Annotated in this window: 8 protein-coding genes and 1 pseudogene; 6 read left to right on the forward strand and 3 right to left on the reverse strand. The window is 57.6% G+C overall.

The window, feature by feature from the left end; genetic code table 11:
* The first annotated feature begins 821 nt into the window (after positions 1 to 821).
* A complete protein-coding gene (locus EN808_RS03405; RefSeq protein ID WP_135915152.1) occupies positions 822 to 1,568 on the forward strand; it encodes a hypothetical protein in 747 nt (248 codons plus the stop codon).
* 853 nt (positions 1,569 to 2,421) lie between these two features.
* On the opposite strand, the gene EN808_RS36900 is transcribed toward EN808_RS03405, so the two are convergent.
* The 3 genes from EN808_RS36900 to EN808_RS03415 are packed head-to-tail and all read right to left on the reverse strand — an operon-like array spanning position 2,422 to position 8,481.
* Positions 2,422 to 5,454, reverse strand: coding sequence for a helicase-related protein (locus tag EN808_RS36900; RefSeq protein ID WP_189524051.1), 3,033 nt, complete (start codon positions 5,452 to 5,454; stop codon positions 2,422 to 2,424).
* A complete protein-coding gene (locus EN808_RS36195; RefSeq protein ID WP_189524052.1) occupies positions 5,444 to 7,273 on the reverse strand; it encodes a hypothetical protein in 1,830 nt (609 codons plus the stop codon). The genes EN808_RS36900 and EN808_RS36195 overlap by 11 nt, the downstream gene beginning before the upstream one ends.
* Positions 7,270 to 8,481, reverse strand: coding sequence for a DUF6361 family protein (locus tag EN808_RS03415; RefSeq protein ID WP_135915154.1), 1,212 nt, complete (start codon positions 8,479 to 8,481; stop codon positions 7,270 to 7,272). Before EN808_RS03415 ends, EN808_RS36195 begins: the two co-directional genes overlap by 4 nt.
* A gap of 653 nt (positions 8,482 to 9,134) precedes the next feature.
* Here EN808_RS03415 and EN808_RS03420 point away from each other — a divergent pair.
* The 5 genes and pseudogenes from EN808_RS03420 to EN808_RS37765 form a co-directional block, all read left to right on the forward strand.
* Complete coding sequence (locus tag EN808_RS03420) at positions 9,135 to 16,490, forward strand: hypothetical protein (protein ID WP_135915155.1); 7,356 nt, start codon at positions 9,135 to 9,137, stop codon at positions 16,488 to 16,490.
* A gap of 2 nt (positions 16,491 to 16,492) precedes the next feature.
* Positions 16,493 to 22,711, forward strand: coding sequence for a hypothetical protein (locus EN808_RS03425; protein ID WP_135915156.1), 6,219 nt, complete (start codon positions 16,493 to 16,495; stop codon positions 22,709 to 22,711).
* A gap of 22 nt (positions 22,712 to 22,733) precedes the next feature.
* Positions 22,734 to 23,948 carry a hypothetical protein gene (locus EN808_RS03430; protein WP_135915157.1) on the forward strand — a complete coding sequence of 405 codons (1,215 nt, stop codon included), beginning with the start codon at positions 22,734 to 22,736 and terminating at the stop codon, positions 23,946 to 23,948.
* Positions 23,949 to 24,187: 239 nt separating this feature from the next.
* Entirely contained in the window at positions 24,188 to 24,427 is a 240-nt protein-coding gene (locus EN808_RS03435) for a hypothetical protein (protein ID WP_135915158.1), read from the forward strand.
* Positions 24,428 to 24,856: 429 nt separating this feature from the next.
* A pseudogene (locus EN808_RS37765) lies at positions 24,857 to 25,861 on the forward strand (recombinase family protein); the annotation flags it as partial.
* Between the last annotated feature and the right edge of the window lie 150 nt (positions 25,862 to 26,011).

A 26,011-nucleotide genomic window follows, 5' to 3' on the forward strand; every position in this document is an offset into this window, starting at 1 on the left:
AACCGTTCGATGTCCGCCAAGTGGAGTGACTGCTGTGCCTTCGGTCTCGCTGATGCAGGCAGCCAGACCGCACACACCGCACGCTAAGAGAGTTTAACACGTTTCTAATGGTCTACCATCGCACGGTCAGGATCAACCCAGCCCTGAGCGTCATACCAAAAGGTCTCACCATGGAAGGTGCAGTTTTGTATATCCCCCGCGAAGATAATACGGGTGAAGGCTATGGAGCAGGGGAGGGCGTTTTAAATGCGAGGCAGAAGAGGACGCTGAATTATTGCCGTTCTATTTTGTCGGGTACGGTCAGCTTTGTTCTCTCGGGAGGTCATGTCTGTTTTCGCACATTGAGGCGCGCTAGCATTGGGCGGTCAATTGAGGCGGCTGAGGCGCCGGTTGCCCCGCCGCTACCGTCCGGGTAAACTCTGGGTCCGAGATTTGACTGTCGGCCATTTATCTTGGCTTGCGCCAGAAGTCTCGCAAAGGTCCTTCCAGTCCTTTGTGCCAATGTCCTTCAAGATTATGATCTGGCGAGGGCGTTTTCGTTTGCATTAAAAAAACAGATATCGATTTTTTAGGTATTTTTAAAAAACAAAAGCGCAGGAAGGCTTGCTGTTGCCAATCCAAGTAGCGCCGTGAGCAGCTCAAACGCATGGGTTGCTAGATCAATCATGGGGATATTCTAGGCGGCTGGCCGGAATAGCGCAAGACCATACCGCCTGCCGTGCACCGCTACGTCTGAATGGCCTGGGTTTAGAACGCGTGATGCCAAATGACAGAGAGTTCATAGCTGACTAGAGTGCCGAGATGGCTCTTGGGAAACTGTCGTGATCATCGACCAGAAGCATCCTATCTATTGGTCACTCGTCGAGCGCGGCGCAGACGGCCGGAAAGTTATGAAGGACCCCGCACTCACAAAACCATTCCTCTATCACATGCTCGAATGGCGTTACGCCAAGCTGATTTTCGAAACTAACAAACTGCGGCTCTCGCCCGTCCGATGTTGGCAGGACCCCTATGAGCGGTGGTGGTGCGATGGTCTGTTCAATCGCCCCGGTCCCTTGTCGGGATTTCAGCCGTACGGCTCGTGCTGGACCACGGGTGCACATGACGAACCGCGTTGGCGAATGGCAGGCTTTGGTCCCGACAAGGAAACTCCTATTGTTCGAATCCGCAGTCGGGTGGACGCTATGGTGAACGCGGCAAAAGGCCTCCTCAAGAACAGCGACGGCTCCGCTTTTCTAGGCCGCGTCCAGTATCGTGGCGAGAAAACTCTTGTTCGTCTGGCGCAGTCGGTCGCAGAAGGATCGAAGAAAGAAGTTACCCGGATGGCCGCGACCATGCTGTTGCACAAGCGGCGTGCCTTCAAGTTCGAAGACGAGGTGAGACTTCTTTGGCTGGACAAGCAGGCATTGAGAGAGGGTGTCTATATCGACATCGAGGCGAAGACGTTCATCGACCAAGTGATGATTACACCTCACGCAAGCCCTGCTGAAACGGCGAACATGAAACGGGAGATGAAGCCTTTTGGCGTACCTTGCCTCTCGTCTGGTGTGTTGAAGTCGCCGCGTTAGGCGCGGTCCGCGAATCCTTGTGCCATCTTGGTAGCGGACAGTCACCTTCCGGCCCAAATGCGGCCGCGCTCATAGCGCTATGGTCAAGATGCATTATTGACCCTCTTTGTGGACAGAACTGAGGCGCCGCTCGCATGGAAACTAGTCGTCTTCTTGGTCCTTTGGTTCGCCAGACCATACGAGAGAATACGAAGGAAACGGCTTGGCGAACCATCCGCTAACGTATTGATTTCGTGTAGAAAATGGTGACCATCCGGGCCCACCGATGTTCATCGGTCGTCCGGCGAAGGAGTTCGGCCTTCTCAAATCCGACTTATGCGCGACAGTTGGTATTTGGTGGTGGGTGTTCCCGCAGGCAGACAATGCGACATCACGCGGATACATGTCTGGGCCGCTAACTGGCCATCAAAAACGCCGTACTAATTTCCGTACTAATTGGCAAAAAAGTACGGAAGCATTTCGCTAAGTTCTTGAAATGCATGGTGATCCCGACAGGAATCGAACCTGTGACCTACAGATTAGGAATCAGGCTCGCTGCCAAATGATGGTCAATCAAGAGGCAACGTCTGCTTCTCGCTGAAGAGCGAGAATTGGAAGTTTCGCGGTGGCGGGCTTCTGCGTCGACGCGATGCAGGAGCCATTCGAGATGGGCGCGCAATCGATGGTCCGAGATCCAAGCGTCCATCTCGACAGATCGCATCGTGAGAAGGGGCGGGCGCTTGGGGTGACTTCCCTCGAACTGGATAGCTTACCGATGCGTTCGAACATTAGCGGACGGCAGGTCGCCCGAGGATCGCTGCTATGACGCCGGGAAGCTTGTCGTTCCTGATTGAGATGAAGTCTCGCGATAACGTCAAGGCGTCGGATGCTCCATTCCACCCGCCTTTGCCTCCGTGTTCGGCGCCGAAAGGTCGAGCGCCAGCGCGCGCGCTTCGCCTGGCTTCAATTCGAAATGCTTGATCATGTCCTCGAACAGCCCTGGCTCGGGCTGGCCCAGCGCCAGCCGATAGCGGGTCAGATCCTCCTGCAGGTCCCTAAGCCGCATCGCGTTCTGGCTGAAGCGCACGTCGAAGGTGATGCTGATCGGCTTATGCGCAGGCGGCGACCACCAGCGCTCCAGGCCCATGCCCTCTTTTTTCCCCTCGCGCGCCGCCTGGAAGATGGCCCAGAATGGACTCGCCCTGGCCCCGGCCTCGAGGCCAGCGCCGGCATAGGTATTGGCGAGAGAGCGCCGGACGCATAGGCTCGCATATCTGGCGATCCGGCCTTCGCGCTGCTCGAAGTCGACCGGATCGCGTGGCAGATCCCAATGCACGATGCGATCGCACCAGACATGGAAATCGAGCCCTTCCTGGCCAACCGAGGTCGTCGCCAGAACGTGCGGCCAAAACGGCGAGTTGAAGGCGCGCCGCAAGCTGTCGGAGCGCAGCTTCTTGTCTTTTGCCGTTTTCGTCTTGCTGCGTTCAGCCCCGGCGTAAGGGACCACTGCGTGGACGCTGACGCGCTCGGGCTTGCGCACCTTGTCCTTGCGCATGCGCACCCGTCCCGCGCGGCCGAAAAAAGCTTGACCCAGATGTTCGAGCGGCGTGGCGTCGCCGATCAGGCGCATAACCGCGAGATGCTCGTCGACCACTGCCTCGAACCCGCCGATCAGGATAGCGCGTCGCAGGGCATCGGGATAGGAAATCCGCTTTTTGGGCTTGCGCCGCGGCAGGATCGCCGGCCCGAATATGCGCTGGCCAAGATAGGGCCGCAGTTCGTGCCAGCAAAATTTGAACGCGTGCGCCAACCCGTCGTCTTCAGGCAACAGCTCGGGTTGGTGGCGAAGCAGGTTTCTTCCGATGGCCATGCCCGGCGCGGACAACAACCAAGTGGCAAGGAGCTTCACTTCGGCCTTCGAGATCGTGCCTTTATGTTGGTGAGGATTGTGCTTCAGCCAGGATTTCCGGGTACGGGTCGGCAAACCGGTCACATGCCGCAGCGCCTCGACGATAGCGCCTGTGCGATCGAGCGCCATCTCGATGTCGAAAGCCAGCTCCCAGGGCTTACGATCGGTGTCGTCCCGCTCCGCGATCGTGAAACCCCTGTCGTCGAGCCACCCGGCGAGCGCCTTTTTGGCCAATTCGCCTACGTCCGCTATCATGCGCGTCGCATTCCGCGCTGGCTCGATTGCTTCGGCGAGATTGGGCCAGGGCATGAATGAGGCTATCAGTGGCCAAGGGGTCTTCGCTTCGTAGCGGAGATAGGGTTGGATGGTCTTGGCTGCCTTCTGCCTGCGCTGCACGTCGAGGCTGAGCACCGCGCTGACGGCAAGCGGAGTGGCGATATAGCGGCTGAACAAGAGTGCCTTTCCGACGGGGTGTTCGCGCGCGAACAGCTCCGCCCACGGTCCACCAAGTTTCCACCAGGGGGCGGTCGGAACGGCCCACGGCAAACCGAGAAGGGCGAGATCGACCGGCGGTGGCTTGACCGGATCAGCTGACACATCGGCGACCACGAGCGCGCGGATCTGGGGGTGCGCCGTCTGTGTGATCGGGAGCGCGCTGGTGATCTTGGGCAAATCGGTGAAGACCTTGCCCACCTTGTACTCGAACAGCGTCTCAGCCGGATACGGAACAGAGCACCAAAGCGTTGTCACCCATCCGCTCATCTCCGGCATGGTCCTCGAGACAGCCCCCGCGAAATGCCGGAAAACGCGGAGATCGTTCGGTTCGACAACCGCGTTGTGCGAACGACGATCGAACAGTTCGCCGGTTATCGTCGTCGCACGCTCGGTGCGGGCGATAACCGGCCGAAGCGCGACCTCGACGTCGAGCTTGGCGGATTTGACAGCAGCGAGCGCGGCCTTGCGGTCGCCCTTGGCCTGAAGCGACCGATGGTGCTCGGCGATCCGCTCGGCCGCCACCTCTGCCGCTGCCTTAGCTTCGTCCCCGAATAGAAACCGCACCAGCTTGATGAAGCTGCGATATCGGCTCGCCTCGACCTCGGTGCCGTCGACCCGCAACAGTCGATAGGGCGTCGCCGACATCAGCAACAGGGCAGGGCGCTGGAGTGCATTGTCTCCGCCCAGCAAAGTCCGGATCAGAAGGCGCTGGACTTCCTGCCGTTCCGCCTTGAGACCAGCCAGTGTGATATCGTCATTGGGCAGAATGAGATCCGCATAGCGGTGAAACTCATCGAGAATGAGCAAATGCGGTCGCGTAACGGGATTCGTCAGCGCGACCAGCGCGAGCGCCGCACGGGCGCGCAGAATGAACTCCGCAATGTCGTTTGCCCTCGCGTCCAGCCAGGCGCGGAGCTCAGCGTCGAGATCGACGCCATCGAGGCCCATGATGGTTACCAGAGCAGCGCGAAACGGGGCAGGGAGGTGCCTGGGCGCCTTGGGCTTCCAGCCGAAATGCTGATGATGGCCCTCTTGGGCATTTCGTTCATCCAGCAAGCTCAGGCGCCGCCAGAATTTTGGCGCGACACGAACAAGGAGTGACGCGATGAGCTGACGTTCTTCGACCTTGCCGCCGCGTTGCACGGCTTTCCATCCCGGAAGACTGGTGTCGGGCGTATAGGAGAAGAGACGGAACTCGCTCACAGGTTCGGTGCCGGTCATCGCTGCCGCAAGCGAAAGCCGATCGGGAGGACTTTCCCAACTGACATCGAGCGTAGTCAGCTTGGTGAGATTTTGCGAAGCGATGTCGAGGTTCGGGCAAAGATAGACAACATTGAGCGGGCCATCACGAAGTGCTTTGAGGCGCTGAGCGACCGACTTCGACGATATGGTCTTGCCCAGGCCAACCTCGTCCGCAATCAGGAACCGACGACTCCCGGTATCGCTCGTGAGCGCGTGCAAGGCGGCCTCGACCGTGTTCTGCTGGAAGGGTTCAAGCGCCATGGGGAGCACCGATGTCAAGGCAGGCGCGCACGGAGGACCAGAAGGACTCGACTTCGTCCAGCTGCCGCAAAGCCTCCACGCCTTCCTCATCCTCGCGCTCGCTAAGATCCAGTCGAAAGCCGTCCAGAACCTCGGAAATAGCCGTCGCACGCTCTTCGAATTGCGAGGGATTGCGAGCCCAGGCCGCGAGCACTTCTTCCAGAGCGAACCGGCCCATTCCGAACGGACCGTCGCCGACACCCCAGGAGGCGCCGTTCTTGTCCGCTCCCGCCCACGTGGTGGATTCGGTTGGCGTGATACCCTGCAGGCGCGCGCGAAACCAGGCGGCAAGGTTGGACGCCCCGATATAGGCGGCCGTTGCGGCGCGATCCCGAGCTGGCGCATCGAATCCTGGAAATTGCACCGCCTGGGCCCAGCCTCTTTTCACCACTGGATCCCGCCGCGACACCGCTCGGAAACTCACCAGAAACGTCTGCAGCTTGAGCGGCACCTGACCCGGCCGCAGGACGATCCGTCGCGAGGCCGTTGGCCATTCGACCGCCGAATCCGGAAAAGTGAACAGCCAAGCCTCGAGCCGGTAGTCTTCGAGGAATGCATCCAAGCTGTCGGACGCCTCGAGGTAGAGACCATCATCGTCGCTGGTAAGGACAAACTCCAAGTCGAGAACGGCTTGCAGCGCGTCGTCGAGCGCGCGGTCAGCTGCCTCCCGCTCCAGCGTTTCCTCGCTCGGAGGTGCAAAAGAAGCCAGTTCCTGCGCCTCTACGAAAGCTTCCAGCGTACCGGCGATGGCGTCGTCAACATCGAGCTCGGCCACAAGTTCGACATTGCGGCCGACAAGCCCGCGGCCCGTAATGTTAGCGCTCCCGATCCAGAGCCGATTGCGGGTATCGCTCTTTTGCAGGATGAGTTTTGCGTGAAGTCCACTCATTCTGATCGGATCGGGCGCCTCCGTTTCGGACGTCTCGTCCTTTGTGGCCACCAACGCTGGCCGGTCCGGTTGGGGCGGTTCGTTGACGCGCATTTTCATGCCTGGCTGCTCGCCCAGCGCGTTGGCTGTCGTAGGGATTGTCAGCAACTCCATGGTTGAGCCCACAGGCCGCGGTGCCAGCGCCTTGAGGCCGCCGGCATTGATGAACGGGCTGACAATGAGGGTGCGCGTGGACTTTGGCAGCGGCGTGAAAAAGGGCTTTGTCGAGCCGAGCGCCCGCCAGTGCAATTTGCGAAACCTGACGCCCGCCGGCGCCTGCCAGCGAAGGTCTGCGAGTTCGACCAGGATCGCCTCGGGCCAGTCGAGCTGTCCGGCCAGGGCGCGGATCATTTCGGCGATCTCCGGAATCCGCTGCCCCTTTCGGGCCGGCATCCCGTGCAGCAAGAGACCAGCTTCGCGATCGGTGCTGATGGTGAGGTTGCGACTGCCCAGCCAGAATCGCCACCGGATCGACTTGTCATCTCCCAGGTATCGGGTGAGAACGGCTTTCGGATGCCAGGAGGCACCGGGTTGCGGCCTCACGGCATGCAACACGCCGTCGAACAGATGGAGGATCCCGAAATGGCTTCGGGCGGGCTGCAATCTGCCCTTTTGATAGAGAATCCTCAGACGCGGTCCGAGCGAACCGAGCGCGTCGGCCAGGCACATCGGGCCACCGCTCAACTCGTCATCGACCGCGCCTGTCATCGATATGAGCATCGCCGTGACCGCGACCAGGTCGAGCGAGTATGTGAGGCATGCCATCCGGTCGATGCCGAGACCACGGTCGGGTCGCATCGCCTCGAACACCGAATAGGCCTGCTGTGCGCCGAAGGCGGTGTGTTCGCTCATGCCGCCGGCGCCAGTTCTTTGAGGAAGCCGGAGACCTTTTCCCAGCGATAGGTCAGGGGCCATGGTTCGAACGGCTCCCACGGTTTTCGTCGATCGCCCGAGCCGTTCAGCAGAAGCGCCCGATCATCCTTCAGCGCGTATTCGCGTTTCAGGAACGTCGGTTGAAGATTGCTGTAATCGGACATCTCCCTCGCCACCCAGTTCTGGACGGCCATAAGGAGGGGTTTCAGCCCGCCGAGCGCGTGCACGTCCTCCCGTTCGAGAAGGTCGATGTCCAGCGCCAGCGCTTTCGCCTTATGCGTGCCAAGGGCACTTGCCAGCATTTGGTCAGGCGATCGCACTGTAGACCCGTCCGCCCTTTTGAGATCCCCGACCATGGCGATGTAAAGTGCGCGCGCCAGGCAGACGAGCGATGCGGCTTGATCGGCGCGGGTGAGCTTCAGAATTTCTGTCGAAGAGCAGAGCTTGCGAACCGCCGGACTGGTGATCGCTGCAGGCGCTGCTTGCCGGCGCTCGGCGAGACGCGACAAGAGCGATATGTTTCCTTCCGGGTCGCGCAGCTTCGACCAACCAGCGCGGATCTTATCATCCTCCCGTTTCCCTAGATCGAGGTCGAAACTGAGCCCTCCCTTCTTCCTCGCCCATCCTGTCGGCATGTCGGGCGGATTGACGAACATGGCACGGCGCTCGCTGCTGGCGTCGACCTCTGGGCGGTCACGGCGCGTCAGCAGATCCCAATGCCGATTGAGGTCGCTGCGATACGGCGGAGCCGAGGTGGACTCGAGTGGAGCGAGCAGGCCCCATGTTCTGAGCGCGCTCCAGTAGATGCCGCTGGGCTTGGATACCGGGCTCCCCCCTTTGCGCAGGACGCGACCGCCAATGATCCCGGTGCCGTCTTTATGACCGTAATTCTCGAGCAGCTTGTGACCGGTACGGTCCTCGATCTCAGCGAACGTCGTGTCAGAGAACAAACCGCCAGGGGATCGCGCAGCCAACTCCTGCAGCGCCCAGCAGATGAACCAAACATACCGTAGGCTGGTGTGCTGGACCGAGGTGCCGGGGAAAAACCGGTCGGCATAGGCGAAATGGATCACGCCGAACCCAAGTTCGTCGCGCGTACCGTCCGGTCCCGCGTCGGCGAGACTAGCCTCTGCAGCCTGGCGTTCCGATTGAGAGAGCCAGACCCAGCCCAGTTGCGGTTGCAGCAATATCATTCCCCCGAAGCGAACCTTAGCGTGGCCCGGCCAATGAACAAGCGATCAGTTCGCGGCCGTCACAATATTCTATTGCTCAACGCGCAAGGGAGCGGGGTCGCCCGCAATTGCTGTGGACACTAACGGCGGCGATGTCGCACGTCAGCCTCTGTCACCAGTGCACCTGGGCGCGATTCTTTAGAGCCGCTCGGCGCTCTCCGCTAAACTTCAAAGCACCTGCAGGCGGCGAGGTATCAGAGACCGTCGATCTATTGCGTCTGGCAGTACACTTAGGTCGAACAGAAACCGAAGTTGAGAAGATGGAATTTTCTTGAGAGCTTGGCAATTCGCCAATTTTCAGTATTGCTAATTTACGATCGGCATGCGATGTTTTAAGCAACTCTTCATTATTTCCGAATTTGGGAAATATATTGTGGCTTTTTTGCGCGGAATAGTGCAAAAGAGTCAGCGTATATGTATCGTGAGGTGATCGAAATTCCGAGTTGTTCGGCGAAAGATCGCAAGGAAGTGCTCCACATAATTGTGAAATATTCGGAGTAAATCTTTCGGAGTCCTTTCGCCGGGACGAAATCTCTCAGGATCATCTGCCGGAGATCCCGTGCATTGTGGCTGTGCGGAATTTTCGTGCTAACAGTGGGTCTGGTGAAATGGCCGATACGATTCCGAGCTATACTGCTTTTCGCATCTTCGGAACGTTTGATTGGCCGCCACTTCCAAACACCTCTCCGACGATGATCGTCGATGGCGTGCTCGAGATTCACTATCTGGAAGACCAGGGCAACCTCAACGCGGTCCTCCGTTTTTTGCCGCGTTCCAGTCTCAGTGGCGCCGTCTCGACCGAGTTCAACCTGACTGCCGCAGACTTCGCAGAATTGCCTCAGCTGCAGGAAGCCGACGCGAAGTCTCTTGCACACATGTTCAAATCGGTCGTCGAGGTCCGTCTGCGTCTCGATGGGAAGGGCTCCCTCGCAGCCGGCACAGGTGATCGACTTCTGTTTCGTGGTGCCCGGGTATTCGATCAGTTCGCGCTCGATCCTAAGAATAATTTCACGGAGGGTGGCGATCCCGTCCCCAATCCGCGGTGGATCCTGGCATCAGATTATGACCAGGGTGACAAGACGTTCTTTAGCGAGGTGGTGATTGGTGCTGTCACCGAAGCTAAGACCACAGTCGCCACGATCCGCTTCAACTTGGCACTACCGACACTGACCCCCCAAAGTATGGTGAACAAAAAACCGGTCCAGGCGCTCCCGTTCAGTGTGACCTACTCGCCTATCATCACCTCGAACATCGACCCAAAAAAACCCCTCGATGTGGCGACTTTCATGGCTGGATCAACGGCCACTGGAGCACAGAGGGACATCGAGATTACGACGCCTGCCGTCATCAAGGATAAATGGCTCGGGGGGATGGGGTTCTCGAGGACGGGTGGCGCGAGCGATTTTATATACTTCCCTCGGGGCTCGAAGACAAATGCGTCACGGGCTCGCTATTGGCTGGACGACCAAAAAACATATCGAAACGCGGTCCTTGGTCGCCTCGGCGACATGGCAGGCCTGCAAGGGGGGAACTGGACCTTTCAACATCGGGTCACCACCGATGGAGACACAAGCGGCCATTTTACGGACAGTGTCTCCTTTCCAATCGACACCGTGAACCCCAACAGTCCAACGACACGAATGGTTTTCCGTTCGTCGGTCGTCGGCATGAGCCCGAGCGCACAAAAAATAGGTGATCTGATAGTCCGTGATGTGACTGTAAACCCCGGAGGCAAGCCGCACACCTATCACTTTCTGTCGATCCTCAATCCCGACAGGCCTTCTGAATGGATAACCACCAATACTGATACCCTGATCGTAGAACTAGATCTGAGCTACAAACTCGCATCTGAGGACATTTGGCGAGTTGGCGAAGTTCACGTTGGCGACCCTTCCGTCACCGTCCGCCTCGGCTTCGAGGATGACATCAGTGTTTCCGTCGGCAAAACCAGCATTGATTCCAATCAACCGGGAAATACAAACCTATCAACGCTCTTCGCCGACGCCGTTCGTGGTATGCGGCTTGCGCGACTCGATCTTCAGCACATCGAGGCACCGCAGCCACAATCGATCCTGTCCGAGATTGAAGTCCAGGGACGGGGCATCCGATTTGCTTTGACGGGACAGGTTGCGGTCAGCTTTTCCAATAATGGCTCGCTCGATTTGGGAACGCGCTCGCCGGGTATCGGCTGGTCTGGCGCGCCGTTGAAGCTCACACTTTGGCCCGAACTGAGATTCCTTGGTGGTAAAAACCCTAAAGAACCTGTCGAGCTCCAAGCCAAGCTAAAGGCCACGATCACTCCATATTCGTTTGCCTTTCCCTCTGGGCAACAGACTGTCGTGGTAACGTTAGAGTACGACGGGGCTGCGGAGAAAGGCATGAGCAGCCAGTTTTCGCATTTCAGGCTAACACCGCCCGATCCTGTTATGCCTTCAGCAAAGCTTCAGGCCCTGACAGGTCGGGTGGGAGGAGTGGAGTTCCAAACCCCTACTACCCGCTATCTTGCTGAGGACCCAGGGGAAGCTGACTACAGCTATTGGAGGTTCGGCCAGCGTGCGCCGATAAGCGATAGAGCCGACCCAGGCCGTGTCTACCGTTCTGCAAGCATCGATATCCGGCTGCGGTTCGCAATTGATACAGTCATTCCGCGAGGCACCGACGTTTCATGGGGAGACCGGAGTGGGCGGCCGAGGCCACTTCTGTTGTCACTTAATCCGGGCAGCGATGATGGCAAATTCCTTCTGGATTTGAACGAGACGATTTCGGCGGATGACGACAGGCACCTGACTGCGGTGCTGTTCGATCAAGGTGCAGGGGCAGATAGCGCAGGGATCGACCGCCAATATGTCGTGCTCGGCGAAGAACCTTTCAGCATCCTGAAATTCCGCTCGGCGACGCTTGGCAACCGAGGTTCCCAGGACAACGCACAGGTAGCCAGTTACGATAGCGATACGCGCAACTGGCAGTTCAAGCTTGTCCAAGACAGGTACCATTATGAACTGCCGTCGCAGGTGGCTGGCGAAAGTATGGATAAGCCACGCCGGCTGGAGATTCACGATCCGGAAATTGCCGACACCAGCCCCTTGCTGGAGCCGGTGATTTACCCGCCCCCATCTGGGAGCGCTGCAAAGTTGCCCGAACCGCCCCAATGGCGCGCAGTCGAATTTCGCCTTGCCCCCTCTACCGAAATTTGGGTGCAGCCGAGTGATGTCGAACGCGGCTATTTTTTGCCGGAATGGGCAAGCTATGAAATCTTCAGACAGAGTGGAGCCTACGGACTTGGTTCCGCGCTCGCAGCATTGCGCGGCGAGTTTCTCTACGGCCTGAGTGTAGGTGTCGATGTCTCGCGTGAGACGGGCATCGCACGCGGCGCGCGCGTTGCTGAGATAGAGGCTCTGACTGGTCGGCCGCCTGGCAAGCCGCGGGCCTCTAACCCGGACCAGGCGATTACAAAGCGATGGGACGGTGTCAGTCGAGCCCTGGCACGTCGTCCCGAGCGGCTGGAAATCTGGAGCCGCGATCTGAAGAGCAGCGCCGCTTTCGCTCCGGCGCGCTTCGAGGATGGGGTGACCTTTTCACTGCGAGGCACGGCGGTACACCGTCCGGCTGTTGCCCAGGGGCTGCTGACCGAGCCAGCCGACTTTGCCAATGGACGACCACGCTCGCGCCCACATGGTCTCAGCGGAGGGGCCTTGTGGCCGATCGAATCCGCTAACTTGTTCAATATACTTCTCGCAAGCCCTTCTTCCGATGGTGGATCTATCGAGCGAATTGCACTTTCGCCAAATGGCGGTGATGCGGACCAGACCGCCAAATTTCTCAGTCGACAAGTGGCGATCATTTCCGAGACCCGTAATGGCTTCGTACAGCGCCACAAGGTTGAAGTGATCGGACGCATCGGAGTACTTTGGCATCGAGCCAAGCACGTCGTTGTCTACGAACGTACTGTGAACCCAACGGCGCAATTCACGCCAATTGGTGGCATCAAAACACGCACACGCCGTCCTGTTCTGCGCAAGGTGTCGGAGTATGTCGAACTCCTGCAGCCACAGCGCGCATACCCGGATTTCTCTGTAGCGAAGGTCGCCAGCGCCGGGTTCCTCGATTCAGTACGGTTCAACACGAAGATCATTAACGTAGATAGCGCCTGGAGCGAGGACGTAGGCGACTATGGCTGGAAAATCCCGCTATGGAACAGGCAAAGCGCGCGGGAAAGGCCGCAAGTCTATCCCCGTCCTGACGTGGCCTTCGTTACACGCGCTGAAGGCGACGGCGATAACCCGCTAACCGCTCAAGAATGCCTCGACCCAGATAACCTTTACTTCTTCGCCGACTTCAAGGCTGGTGGCGACAACACCGATATCTGGCAGCCACGGATCGGCATCGATCTGAGCGCCCTTCCTGCGCCGGCGCACGGGTGGCAAGCACCTCTGGCCGATGACGGCAGCAGCCGCCAGCCGAGCGCTCTGCGCATACCGCGCGGCCATAGGCGTTACACATGGCGGCTGGCCCCGCCTTCGCTTAAGACCATGCTCAATGCCGGGCGGTCCGCGGAGCCGATCTTTGCAGGTCTGGATTCCGTTACTTTTATGCGCTCGGTCGCGCAACCATCAACAGCGGTTACACAAGCGGCGACGGCGACCGCAGCGATCCCGCGTCTCCCTGTGGGCGTTGATGTTTTGCCTTCCTGGCTTCATGCAAAACAGGCGCCGAAGCCCTTTAAGGACCTGGGATCGGCCCTCGATGCATTTCTCAAAGCTGCGGCCTCCGGCAGCCAAACAGACACCACAACAACGGCAACCTTCCTAAAGGGAGAGCTGGAGGCCGCAAGGGATCGCTTCGTCGATACGGATAAGGACTTCAAGGGCTACTTGACGCACGCGAAAGCAGCAGCCGCAGCGCTGGACGGAGTCGACAAAATCCTTCCAGCACTGAAAAGCCGTTGCGAGAAGCTGGTCGACGATTATCTCGGCTCGCTTCAACGCAAACAGCTTTTGATCCTCGACAGTCTCTCAACATACGAGAACGAAGCCTACGATCTGATCGGTCAATTTCCTGGAAATATAGAGAATCTCAAGAACGCGATAAAGGAAGGTGCAGTCGATGCCATCAAGCCAGCACTGTCTGGCATGGGCACCGATCAACTCGGTCTTGGCAATAGCGCTGAGGCGGCACGCGGTATCGTGCGCGATTTCGAGAGCGACGTACTTTCAGTCCAAGAGACGCTCAGCAGGCGATTGGCAGATATGCGGCGCGCCTACGATGATGGCAAGCCATGGTCGCCCGAACGCGTGCGCGTGGTTCTGGAAACGTTGGACGCCGAACGGAACAGCGTCCTCGGAGAGGTGAATTCGGCTGTCTCCGACGCACAACTCAGGCTTTCGACCGAACTTGACGATTTGTCGCGACGGGTTGGGGCCGTCGTGGCGGAGGTCCTGGCGCAGATTAGCGCCGAAAGTGCACTTGGCGATCTCCGTAAAGCCGAGACTGCAATAGTGGAACGCCTCGATCCGGTCATCGACAAGATCGCGACGCTCTTTCCGCAACCGCCGACGCCAAGCTTCTTCGACGGCATAAATGCCAAATTGGATGACTTAGCCAAGAAGGTGGCCGCGCCAAACGACAAACGCATCAGCGACCTCAAGGAGCCAATCAAAACCATCGGCGTCACAGTCAAGAAGCTCGGCGATAACCTTCTGGCACTGAAGGGAAAGGCTACTTCTGACAGCAGAGCGCTAGCTGGAATTATCACCAGCTCGGTGGACGCCGTGGTCGAGCCGATCCGACAGTCAAGTGTGATCGCGGCCGAGGCCATCGACATCACAGAGGCGATCAGCCAAGGCGGTGCAGCCGACCTCGCCAAGGAATTCGAGGCTGTCGCTGACGATTTCACCGCCAACATCGAAGCGGTCGTGTCTGACCTCGTCTCGGTAGGCGGGATCATCGACAAGGCCGTTGATAGAACCGATACGCTTATCCGCAATGCGCTTAGGGACGGCGTGGTCGCAAAGATCGAAGGGGCGATCAAGCTTGCTTCGGATACCGCTGATGTGATTTCCAGCAAGGTCGCCACCTTCGAAGCGCTTCTCAGCGGCGACGATCTTATCGCGAAGATCATAAGGCCTTTCATCGAGAATGTCGTCGAACGCATTTTCACTGGCGTAAGCGACATTGACGTACCGACGAAAGAACGGCTGACGATAATTGTTTCGCTGTTTGCTGAAACAGCGCGTGATGGATTCGGCAAATACGTTTCAGAAAACATCGGCGCGGCAAGCGCACAGCTCACGCAGGCTTGCACCGCCCTCGGCGGCGGGCTTGAGAACGCAGTGGGGCAGTTCGCGGGCTTGGGGAAGGAACTTCAGAACGACGCCAACGCCATAATCGCAAGTATCGATAAGGTGCTCGGCTCGCCGAAGGAGCTCATATCACTTGCTAGCCAGATCGATAAGGATGTCCGCCTGATTGGCAACCAGCTCGGTGCAACCTATTCGGCTGCAACGGGCTACGCCGAAAAGGTCTTTGAGACAGCCGGAAACATCGGTTCCGGCAATTTGCAGTCGCTGCCGAACAATGTGTTGAAACTCTATGCGGCTGTCGCGTCGGTTCCCGAATTGCCGAACCTCGACTTCGCGCGGGAACGGATCGGTTACTACTTCGACAAACTCAACGACGTCATCGACACGACACCCGTGGAAGCCTGGTTCGGACGGCTGGGCGATGAGTTGAAGGCGCTGGGGATCAACTTCTCGTTCCAACAGATCAGTGACCGACTGGAACTGGACAATCTTAAGTTCCTCAACCTCGCGGGCCTCAATTTCAATGGCATGCTTCGTGACAAACTCCCGGACGGGGCAATGGATCACGTCAAGGTCACTCATGCCTTCGACAAAAAACTGTTCCGCGCCTGGGTGCAGATCGACATCGACTTGCCGCTCCCAGAGCGACGGGCATTGTTCAATATTGGGCCGTTTGAACTCGATTTTGTGAGAAGCCGCTTCGTTGCACAGGTGAGGCTCGAGGCGAGCAAGGACACCGATAGCGTAGAGCAGACTGGCAGGGCCACGCTATCCACTGACATCGAGGCTGTGGTGGGCGGCCAGATGATGGTGTCCCTACAAAAAGTAGCAATTCACTACGAGCGCTCGACGGGTCTGAAGATCGATTTCGATCCGAAAAACATCAAGCTCAACCCGACTTTCCAATTCATCCAAGACACGTTGGGTAGCCTGTTCCCTGACGATTTTGGTGGACTGAAAGTCATCAAGTTGAATGGCATCCCGGTCGGCCTCGAGCACGAGTTCTCGGTCCCACCGATCGACCTTATGTACGGCACGAGCGGCGTCACCAACATCCAGATCTCCAACCACTTCGGGCTTGTCGCCTACCCCGACTTCGTCATCTCGGATAGGTTCTCGTTGAGCAAGCCTGAACTGCCTTTCATCTTCTCGATCTTTATCATTGGTGGAACCGGCTACATCACCGTCGATACGGAATATCGACCGTTCGATAACCAGTTGATGGTCGTCGTTGAGGCGGCCGCAGGCGGTTCGGCATCACTCGGTTTTGCGTTCGGGCCTGTCTCGGGCTCCATCATGATCACTCTTTCGGTGGCACTCGCCTACCGAAAGCTGATCGGGAGCAGCGGCGGAGGTCTAACCGTTTCACTGGTGCTTCTGATCGCCGGCAACGTCAGTATCGCAGGCATCGTCACCGTCTATATCGGACTGCTGCTACGCTTGGCTTATCGAGACACAGGCCAAATCGATGCCACGGGAACGTTGACGGTGTCAGTCCGCATCTCGATGTTTTTCACGCTCAGGGCACGCGCCAACGTCCAGTACAAGATGCGCGGGGGGCGCTCTGAAACGACGACCTCGTTAAGCAGCAAGACTGAAGTCGACAACGCCGATTTGGCGAAGGCGAAAGACAAGGCCGACAAACTGCTTAAGGCGCGGGGTTGACCATGACGATCACCATAAAGATCACCACACAATTCGAGCCCCAAGAGTTTCACGGCACAATACTTGCCCCCAGCTGGACGCATATATTTTCCGCCGCGTTCGGTTTTGCCAGCGACGACCTCTCGACAGCTGAGGCGGCGGTAAGAAACTTCCTGTCCAACGTTAAGGATGTCCGCCTTCTTGCCTATCGGCTCGAAGTTGACATCAACGACCCCATGAACAAGGGCAAACTGGTTAGGGAACATACCGTCAGCGCGGAAATGGGTGAATGGGGTTCACCGTTGGGACTGGCGAAGGATCTTGGCCAATGGTTGACCGACCGTTCAGGGGGGAGATGGTCGGAATCTGTGCCGTCAGGCGAAGTTGACTATCACGATCTCGGTGCTGGCCATTTGCTAGACTCCGTTGCCAATTGGCCAGCACCGCTGCCGCAGGTCGCAGGGCTTGTTCGGCTCGTTCGGGCTACGGCAGCCACAGCAATCAAAGAAAGTTCCGTGGTGCTGCTGCCAATGTTTGATAAGGCTCCAGGAGCGCCTCCAGATGAGATCTCATGCGAACTGGGACAGGGCAGTGAAGACGGTCAGACCGCTGTGAGGGTTTCGGTGCCTGGCAACGGGGCGATGCCAGACTACGATGTGAAGGCGAGTACTCTTCTAATCCCGACTGAAGATCCTGGAAGCCTGATCGATGCGGCAAGCGGATACCTAAAGGTTCAGCCGCGCAACGTGCAAACAGCAGTTTCCTTGAAGCGGATACGCGAGGCTGGCCCATCACTACTGTGGACGTTGCCACAGGTCCAGTCCTTGTTGCCGGACGACAAGGCCATGATGGGGGCAGTCACAGTGGCCCCAACCCTTACGGATTTGAAGCGCGCCCTGTGGCTCGGGGTCAACGGCCTCGTTACTCTTCTCGACCCGGCCTACCTTGCCTTGACCATGGCGGAAAGCCAGCGCGAAGGTCCGTTCGTCGCAGCGCTGATCGCCTTGCTAGAGGAAGAGAACCGGGAGCAGCAGAAGAACAATCAAAATCCGATCGAATTCAATCTCACCGGTTTCGCAACAAAAGTCAGGGACAAAATCGTAGCAGCTGCCCTTGGCAACGCCAAAGCCAACGAGCCCGCCGTTCCATCAACACTCGGAACATTGCTCTCGACGGCATTTAACATTCCTGAGCCTGCCGACCCGCTCGACGGGCAGGCGACCCTGCTTCCGCTGCTACTGAGTCTGTTTAAGAAGTACGCTCCAGCCAACCTTCCGATGGACGCAGCCGCGGCCGCCGTTTCTTGGCAACAACATTTCGGCACGACGCTGGAACGGCAGGTTCTCACCGAGCTCGGCCTGCTTTCCAAAAAAATGCAAGAGGAGTCCGGTCTCGAAGAGGTTGCCAAGAATGTATTGGCGCAAGCTGGTGTCGATGCCGCCTGGCTGCTGGGACTCATCACGAACAAGCCAACAGAAGGTCCAGCCCACGCAGCGAACATGATTGTGCGCTTTCACAGCCTTATTGACGACAGCTTCAACGGGCTTGATGCCACGCGTCTTGCGCAGGGCTCTCTTTTCCAGTCGCACCTCGTCTCGGATGCAAGAACGGAGATGAAAGGCGGGGAATGGGATGATCACTGCCTGAAAGAACGGCTTGTCAGGTCCAGATGGTTTGAGGCCAGGCTTCGCCTCTTTGATCCGTCGAAAGCGAACAAGGTGTCCTCGCCGAAGATGATGGAGCTGGCAAAGTGTCTTCCAGGTGTCTCGACGGATTGGCTTGAGGCCGGCGCTAAGCAATCCTTCGAAAGGTCACTCAACAAAGCCCTGCTTTTAGTCGCACGTGATCTTTTTCCGGCTGCGACGAGCCGTTTCCTGCCCGACCCGGTGCCGCGCAATATTCCTGTCCAGATAGCAGTCGATACTGACATCAACGACGCAGACACTTTTCACCAACGCTACAACGGCATCGCACTTCTCGTTCGCCGCCAAGGAACGTCATGGCGTTATGCCAATCTGGCCGAGCTCAAGCAGAACTATCAGATAGACGGCTATACCTTCGCTCAGCAGACAATAGAGCCGCTGCAGCCAATCGCCGTTGATGGGGAGAGGAGCCTGTATTTCGAGTATAGCGGACTGCCGCTGGCTTCGAGCGCGTTTATCGACACCAAATCCGTGGATGCGCCAAAGGCCGATGATCTCAAGCCTTTCTATGATGTCGACGATCCAGCAGCACCAATCGGCGGTAAGCTTCCGGCTCTGGCCTATGGCGAGACCTACGACTTAGCAGCACATGTCATCGGCAAAGCGGGCACGCTGCCACAGAATCTGCAAATCACGCCGCAAACGCCGTGGTTGCCGGGGACGATACCGTCCGAAACGACAATGCCACCAACCCCGGTTGTGCCGACCAAACCACATCTGGTCCAGACCTATGCGTACCGGCGAACCACCGCAATCGGCCGTGTAATGCTGACGGAAAGACTGTCGCCAGGAGACGATCCCCGGATCGGAACCGCACTGAGCGGTGTTTTGCCGTTGTCCAAAGATTATCCTCGTCTCTGCCTTTCTGCCTCTAACACATCCAACGGATTGCTGGACGTCCTCCGCAACTCGGATGGAACCGGTTCGATCAGCCTTCCTGATAATGACAATCCACGGGTCGAAATCGTAATCAAGGATATGTGGTGGTGGGCGAACGCAGGCACATTGACAGCAACCTTTCTTAACCAAGCCAAAGCGCTGCCTGATCTGGAAGGGCAAACCCCATTCTCATTCCCCGCGACAGCACCCTTCTGCGGCGGTTCGATCGCTATCCGGATCGACTACAACAAAGACGCACAAGACTACACCTATTGGATAGGTGTATCGCAGACAGGCGATGCAGTCGCGAAATTGACAGAAGTGCCATCGCCGATCCCGGTCACAAAGAACCCTCTGTGGCTGCGGTTGCGGCTTGTAAGCAAGAGCCAGGGAGCAAGCGTCAGCTTTGCCGACCCCACGGGGGCCTCCTTGACCAGCAGTTCGGCATCGCGGCGTGGTGGCGACAGTACTCTGATGCTGGCTGAGAACGACGCAAACGTATGGCGCCCGGAAGTCAGGAAACCGGTAAACGGGCTTGTTCAGTTCCCTCGCATGACGTTTTCTGATTTTGACAGATGGATCGCAAGCGACACGCTCAAGGGTGCGGCCTTTCCCCCCAAGAATGCGGACGCAGGAGTTTTTCATATCAATGTGATGACTGCCTATGTCGGCCGGATGCAGAACCAAGCCCTGTCAGCACTTGCCGATCAGTTACCCGACCTCGCTGTTAGCGGCCTGCAGTTGGAACTCACCGCAGTTGATGGTCTGGATGTAGGAAAGAAGGATCAAACGACACCTTCCAAAATGGTTGCCAGTAGCAAACTGACACCGAAATACGCTCATGTCCCGATTGATGAGCTCGGCAAGTGGCCTGAGCTCAGAGAAACTTCGATCCATCGCATGCTTCAGCAGATATCGGATGCCGCCGCCGCCAGGCTGGAGGCTCGATGCGAAGGCGAAGAGCTCGTCTTGAAGGCAGTTGAGGAGAAGGTGGGGCCCGGCATTCCGAGATGGAAGGTAACGGTTATCGTTCCGAAGGGGATTGTCGCGAAACTTAAGATACGCGCCTTGGTTTCGGAGACGCTGTTTGGCGAAGGCAAATCTGCCCAGCCAGTCATTGATAAAGGCATTCGCCAGTTGGCCGTGGCGCATTCCAGCGGAATGTACCAGTTTGAGGGGCCAACGCTCACGATCGAGGCCATGACTGGAGTGCTGGACGATGTCGAACACGGCTGGCCCAACCTTGCGGCACGGGCATTGGTGGTGCGCCCAGCAGGACGGCAGCGCAGCTATGATCTATTGGCAGACGGCAGCTTGCTCATCGGAGAAGCTGATGCTTGGCACTGGCGTATCTTGGGCGGCATTGAAACCAAGACACAACGCTGGCGCTTCACCGGTCGGCCGATCTACAGCTGGCTCGATCCAAAGCAAGGCAAGCCACATTTCGAGCCTGCATTCCGGATCGCAGACACCGTAAACGGACTGAACGAGTTCGAGACAGAAGCGTTCTTCGATCATGACGATGAGGATGGCGACACTCCTCCGGCCAAACAACTCGATCCTGCCCCTGCCGCGACACTGTTGCAAAGTTTCCCTTGGGCAGAGCAGTCGGCCACGATGTTTCGGCATAGGCTCACTTTGCATAGCCGCTATGCCGGGGCGATCCTGCCTTCGAAGAGATCAACGCAGCCAGCTTACGAGTCAGGAGACTGGGTTCGCATGGCAATGCTTGCTGACCCGACACGTCTGCAACTGACTCGACCGCAATTGCGTGCACTGATGCCGCTCACTGTGGCAGCAAGTCAGCGCGACAGCGATGCCGGTGCGCCTCCAGTGATGGCCGTTCTGGATGAGCGGCCATTTGCGCACGGTGGTCTTGCAGATCGTATCAGCGCCGAGATTCGAACCGGCTTTGGGTTTGGTTTCGAAACAACACCGCCTGGCGTTCATGTAGTCGATTCGCGAAAGGAGTTCGGGCCAGATCCGAGACTGCACTATCGACCCACCTCGGAAAATGATGCAAGGGCACTGACACTTGAGAGCGAAGGGCCGATTGGTCTCACCTTCGATACGCCAACCGCTCCGGCGCCGACCTACGCCAATTGTGCGTACCTGCTCAAGCCCCGGTTCGCGCGAGAACAGGATGCAGGTGCTGGCTCTCTTGAGGAACATTTCCTCTCAGTTGCCATGCGTCGCTATCTTGATCACCGCTGGGTGCTGGATGCCGAGATCGCCCCCAAGAAAGTGCTGACCTCCGAAACCGCCTGGATTGAATTCGGACAGGACTTTACACTCTCCGTTCTCGGCAGAGACGTGCTCAGAGTAAAAGCCGTCAATGGGAAATGGATCGCATCCGTCTTGCCGGTAATGATCGATCCAAAGGGACCACAACAACTGCCAGAATGCGAGATTGCGACAGCGGAGCAACGTTTTGCCAGTCAGATGGCCCTCTTGCATCTACCACTGGAAGAGGGACGTGCTTCGCTCACTCTTTTTGCTTTGCCGGGGGCGATGACCAGTAGTCCCAAACCCAACTTCAGAAGTGCGGGGAGCATCGCCGCGGGGGAGAGCAACCTGCCTCATGTCATGGCAAGCTTCGAGTGGACCGTCCCTCCCGAAGCTTTGACCCTGGATTTCAACGTCGTCCCACGCATCGCGCCAACGGCAGCAAGCGCTGTCACTCACATGAACTGGACACGCACTGGCAAGTCCTTCGATGTGATCGAAGCCTTGCACGCAAACGGCGAAGAACGCATCGATGTGCGCGAGTTGACTGTTCTTCGGCTGAAAGACAACGAAGTCGCTAACCTGGTCCGCAAAACCGACCAATTGGTGATCGCCGCTGTCCCACGTCTCGAAAAGAACCCTCTATTCGTCCATAGGCACGCAGCGGCGATCTCGACCCAATGGGCAGAAGGGATCGGCAGGCCAATCGAGATCTACAAGGGGGCAAGGCTTGTGGCTGGAAGCGCCATCAATGGTATGCCGGACAAGACGGCTGGGGGTGCCTTGCGGCTGGTGACATTCGAGACACCAGCGCGACCGATCGCATTCGACTCGCAGCTTCCTGAGATGAATAGAGCTACCTTTGATGTGTATGCTGTGCTTGGAGACAAATTTGTTGGGTCGTCCAAACCCGCTGGACTAACTTTCTTCTACCGTCCCCTGGGTGACACCACGGGTAACAAAGCGTTGAGTCAGATAGCTTTTACAGTTTCGATCAATCCGGACAACAAGGCCGCGAAATTCACATTCAATATCACTGTCCCAGTGAACTCCAGTGCCTTGAACTCGGTGCGATTTTCAATCGTCGATGGAAAGGTTTTATCGACCTGTGTCTTCACTGACGGGAAAGCATTGTCCGCAAAGACATCTATTGTCGATGGTACGCCGACGCTGCCTTTCGGCGAGTTTGAGTCCATTACATTGGTGCCGAGCAACTTTCTGGACGGCAAAGGCAAATCTCTTTGCGCGTTCTGGGGCGACATCTCGATGCTGACTTTGTCCTCTGGGCAGGATCCAACAGCATTCTCATGGGACTGGCTATTCACAGGCTCAGGTCTAGACGCAGGTGTTGCCGTTAGCCCAGTACGTCTTTCCTCAATGCCAGAAGCTCAGGCTAGAATTATCTCCATCTCTCCGCCCATTCCGGTGCTTTAACTAACGCAGGCTTGGAGGCCTTATGTTCAGTTTTCTGATTGATAGCGTCTCAGACACCAGCAATGGCCAGGAAGCAGTCGGGCGAGTTGTGTGGGACGGTGATGCATTCGCCGCTGTAAGCGGGCCATACGGCAACGGGTACATCGAGATCGGCGACTATACTGTGAAGGTCCGGAATGTGCAGACTGGGCCAGATATGCCGGTCGGCTACTGCCTCCCGGACCAAAACGGCGCTCAGTTATGTTTCTTCATCCCACTTAGCCCCAATTTTTCCACGAGCAGGACCGGTATAGGCATTCATCCGGATGGCAACGTAGCGGGTACCGAAGGGTGCGTCGGCCTTCAGAAAAATGATTTTCAGGCGTTTTGGTCAAAGTGGAATAAAACGCCACTCGGTGATCGTCCGAACACTCTGACAGTTCAGAAAACGACCGCGCTCATTCAGTCTATGCGTGCCAGCGAAAAGGGCCTGTGGGCTTTGCAAGAAGACATCGCAAGCGCCGCCGTCGCCTTTGCAATCGGGTTCCTCGGATGTCGTATGGGCCAGGCAAAGGAGCCTCTTGACGCCAATGCTGTCGCGCGACTCCTGACCATTTTCAGGGCCGTCTCTTGGGTTGAAAGCAAGCATGGCACTGTTGGTCCGAGCCAGCCTATTCGGGATCCTGCGCAATGCGGAAATCCGAAGGATCCGTACTGGAAAGAACTTACGGGGCAACTGGGAGAGAAATCACGCTTTATTCGAGGCCCGGGCTTGTCCAACTTGTATACCAGTGAGATCGCGGCTGCGGCGGAGGCCAGCAACGACTTTGATGCTGCTGCGTCACTCTCCCTTATCGGCAAGATATCCGGCCACGATGACGCTGGCTTTAGTCCCCACCACAGCTACGTGTGGGCTATCCTTTGGCTAATCCACCGAATTAACACAACCCCGGGGGATCCGGCTTACCTATTCAGCGATCTTTCGGATAGCCGACTCATAGCAGGTGCTGTGGCATACAATGGGCGCGGCGTGGCGAACTACGAGCAGTTGATTAAAGATGCCTTGCAGATCATTGGCGGTCTGCCGGCGCTGGGCCACCGGGGGCATTTGGGCTCGTTGGGTGGGGTGGCGGCCAGCCTCGTAGAGGACCTCGTTAGCATTGGTCGAACCCAAGGCGCCGCATCAATGCTTGAACGGATCGATCTGACATTAAATGATAGCGGGGGTGTGGCCCGCGTGATCGTCGAGTTTCGTTAGCCTTGCGGAAAGAGCTGGATTACCAGGAGACGATGAACTCATCACTCACTGTAGTTGGATTGCGTTCCGGTGGAAGTGACGATCTTGGCCAACTCGGCAATTGCGACAACAGGGCCGGCGATATCTTCGCGTTTTCGAGGGCTAAACGTCGGCCTGCGTAACAGTACTTTTAGGCTAAGTTGTCCTATGTTGTCGGACGTCACCACGCGCAAAAATCGTCCGATTGATGCCGATAGTTGATGAACCTCAAAATATTTTTTTTCGCCAATTTTCCCTTTAATCAAAAGCGTATTTTTTTGGCGGCTCTGATGTCGGGCTTTATGCGGTTGCGTGAAATATTTGCCAGTAATTTCAATGGGTTATATGCTTTAAGCAATCGAATGGGCATCATGTCCGCGAGCCTTGGGCGCGCCGCAAGAACAGCCGTGTTTGATTTTGTTGAAAGACAGCGTCCCTCCGGGCCTACCATGATTGTCTGAGCGATGCGGCTTGGCATGATCAAATCGGCACGATCAACGAATCTCGGGTTTGGTAATGCAGTCAGTGATTTTGGACCTCGGGCTTCGAATCGACAGCCAGCGGGTTGGCCAGATGATCCCGCCGGCGCCTGTCCCTTTTGCACGTCGTCGTGTCCGATCTGTACGAACATGCGCTCGGCCCGCTTCCTTATCGCTGCACGGCCCCACATCCTTCACTCCGATGAAGCAATCGGTGAACAGGCGGAATCCCGCTGGGCCAAATGCCTGCACGCGTCGGGCGGTGCAACATGCGCTCGATCCTATGCTAGTTCGGTTCGTGGAAGCTCTTGCGATTGCCGACGCTAGGCGCGATCATCTCGCCGTGAGGCTATCTGCTTCGACATCTAATTGGGATGTCGAAGCAATTGGCCGTAACGGCGAGGTTCATGAATGACACGCGCAGCCATCTATGCCCGGTTCTCGACCGAGCTGCAGAACGAGAAATCCACCGATGATCAGATAGTCCTTTGCCGCGCGTATGCTGCGCGGCATCGGCTTGATGTGGTTGCGGCCTACGAGGACAAAGCTCGCTCTGGCGCTTCGATGTTTGGCCGCGATGGCCTGATAAGAATGATGGATGCGGCGCGCGAACGAAAGTTTGATGTCGTCATTGTTGAGGCACTCGATCGCCTTTCGCGCGATATGGAGGATCTCGCTGGGCTTCACAAACGACTGTCATTCCTGGGGATTGAGATCCAAGCTGTTCACGACGGTACGGCCGACGCAATCTTGATCGGAATTCGAGGTCTGGTGGGCCAGATGCAGCGCGAGGACGGTGCAAAAAAGGTGCGCCGAGGAATGGCCGGAGTGGTTCGGGACGGGCGCCATGCCGGCGGTCGCGCATACGGCTATAGGGCAGTTCCCGGGAGACCCGGTGAACTGGAGATCGTTGAAGAGGAGGCTAAGGTTGTTCGCCGGATTTTTGCGGCCTATACCTCTGGCCGGCCACCACGCGAAATAGCGCAAGATCTCAATCGCGAAGGCGTTTGTCCGCCTCGCGGCAGTCGCTGGAACGCCTCGACCATCAACGGCAATGCACAACGCGGCGCGGGGATGATTTTGAACGAGCTTTATTTTGGACGCATCGTCTGGAACAAGGTTCGGATGGTTAAGGACCCAGATACCGGCAGGCGTCTGTCCCGTCCGAATAGCCGCGACCAGTGGCAGACAATTGACGTCCAACAGCTGCGTATCGTTGATGAAGAGATATGGCGATGCGCGCAGGCCTTGAAGACAGAAAAATCTCGCCTGAAATCGAGTGTGAAGCGTCGGCCGCCGCACCTCCTTTCGGGCCTGTTGCGATGTGGCAGCTGCGGTTCGGGCATGTCGGTGCACGACCGCAACAAGACTGGCAAAACACGAATCCGCTGCTCGACAGTTCGTGAGAGCGGCAGCTGCTCCAATCGTCGCATAGTCTACCTGCGGAACGTAGAGAATGCTGTATTGGATGGAATGCGTGATGAGCTGAAGGATCCGCGTCTCATTGAGATCTATGTGCGGAATTATAATCAAGAGCGTCAACGGCTGGCAGCCGGTGCGAACAAT

The organism is Mesorhizobium sp. M8A.F.Ca.ET.165.01.1.1, from assembly GCF_004792065.1.
Classification (GTDB): Bacteria; Pseudomonadota; Alphaproteobacteria; order Rhizobiales; family Rhizobiaceae; genus Mesorhizobium.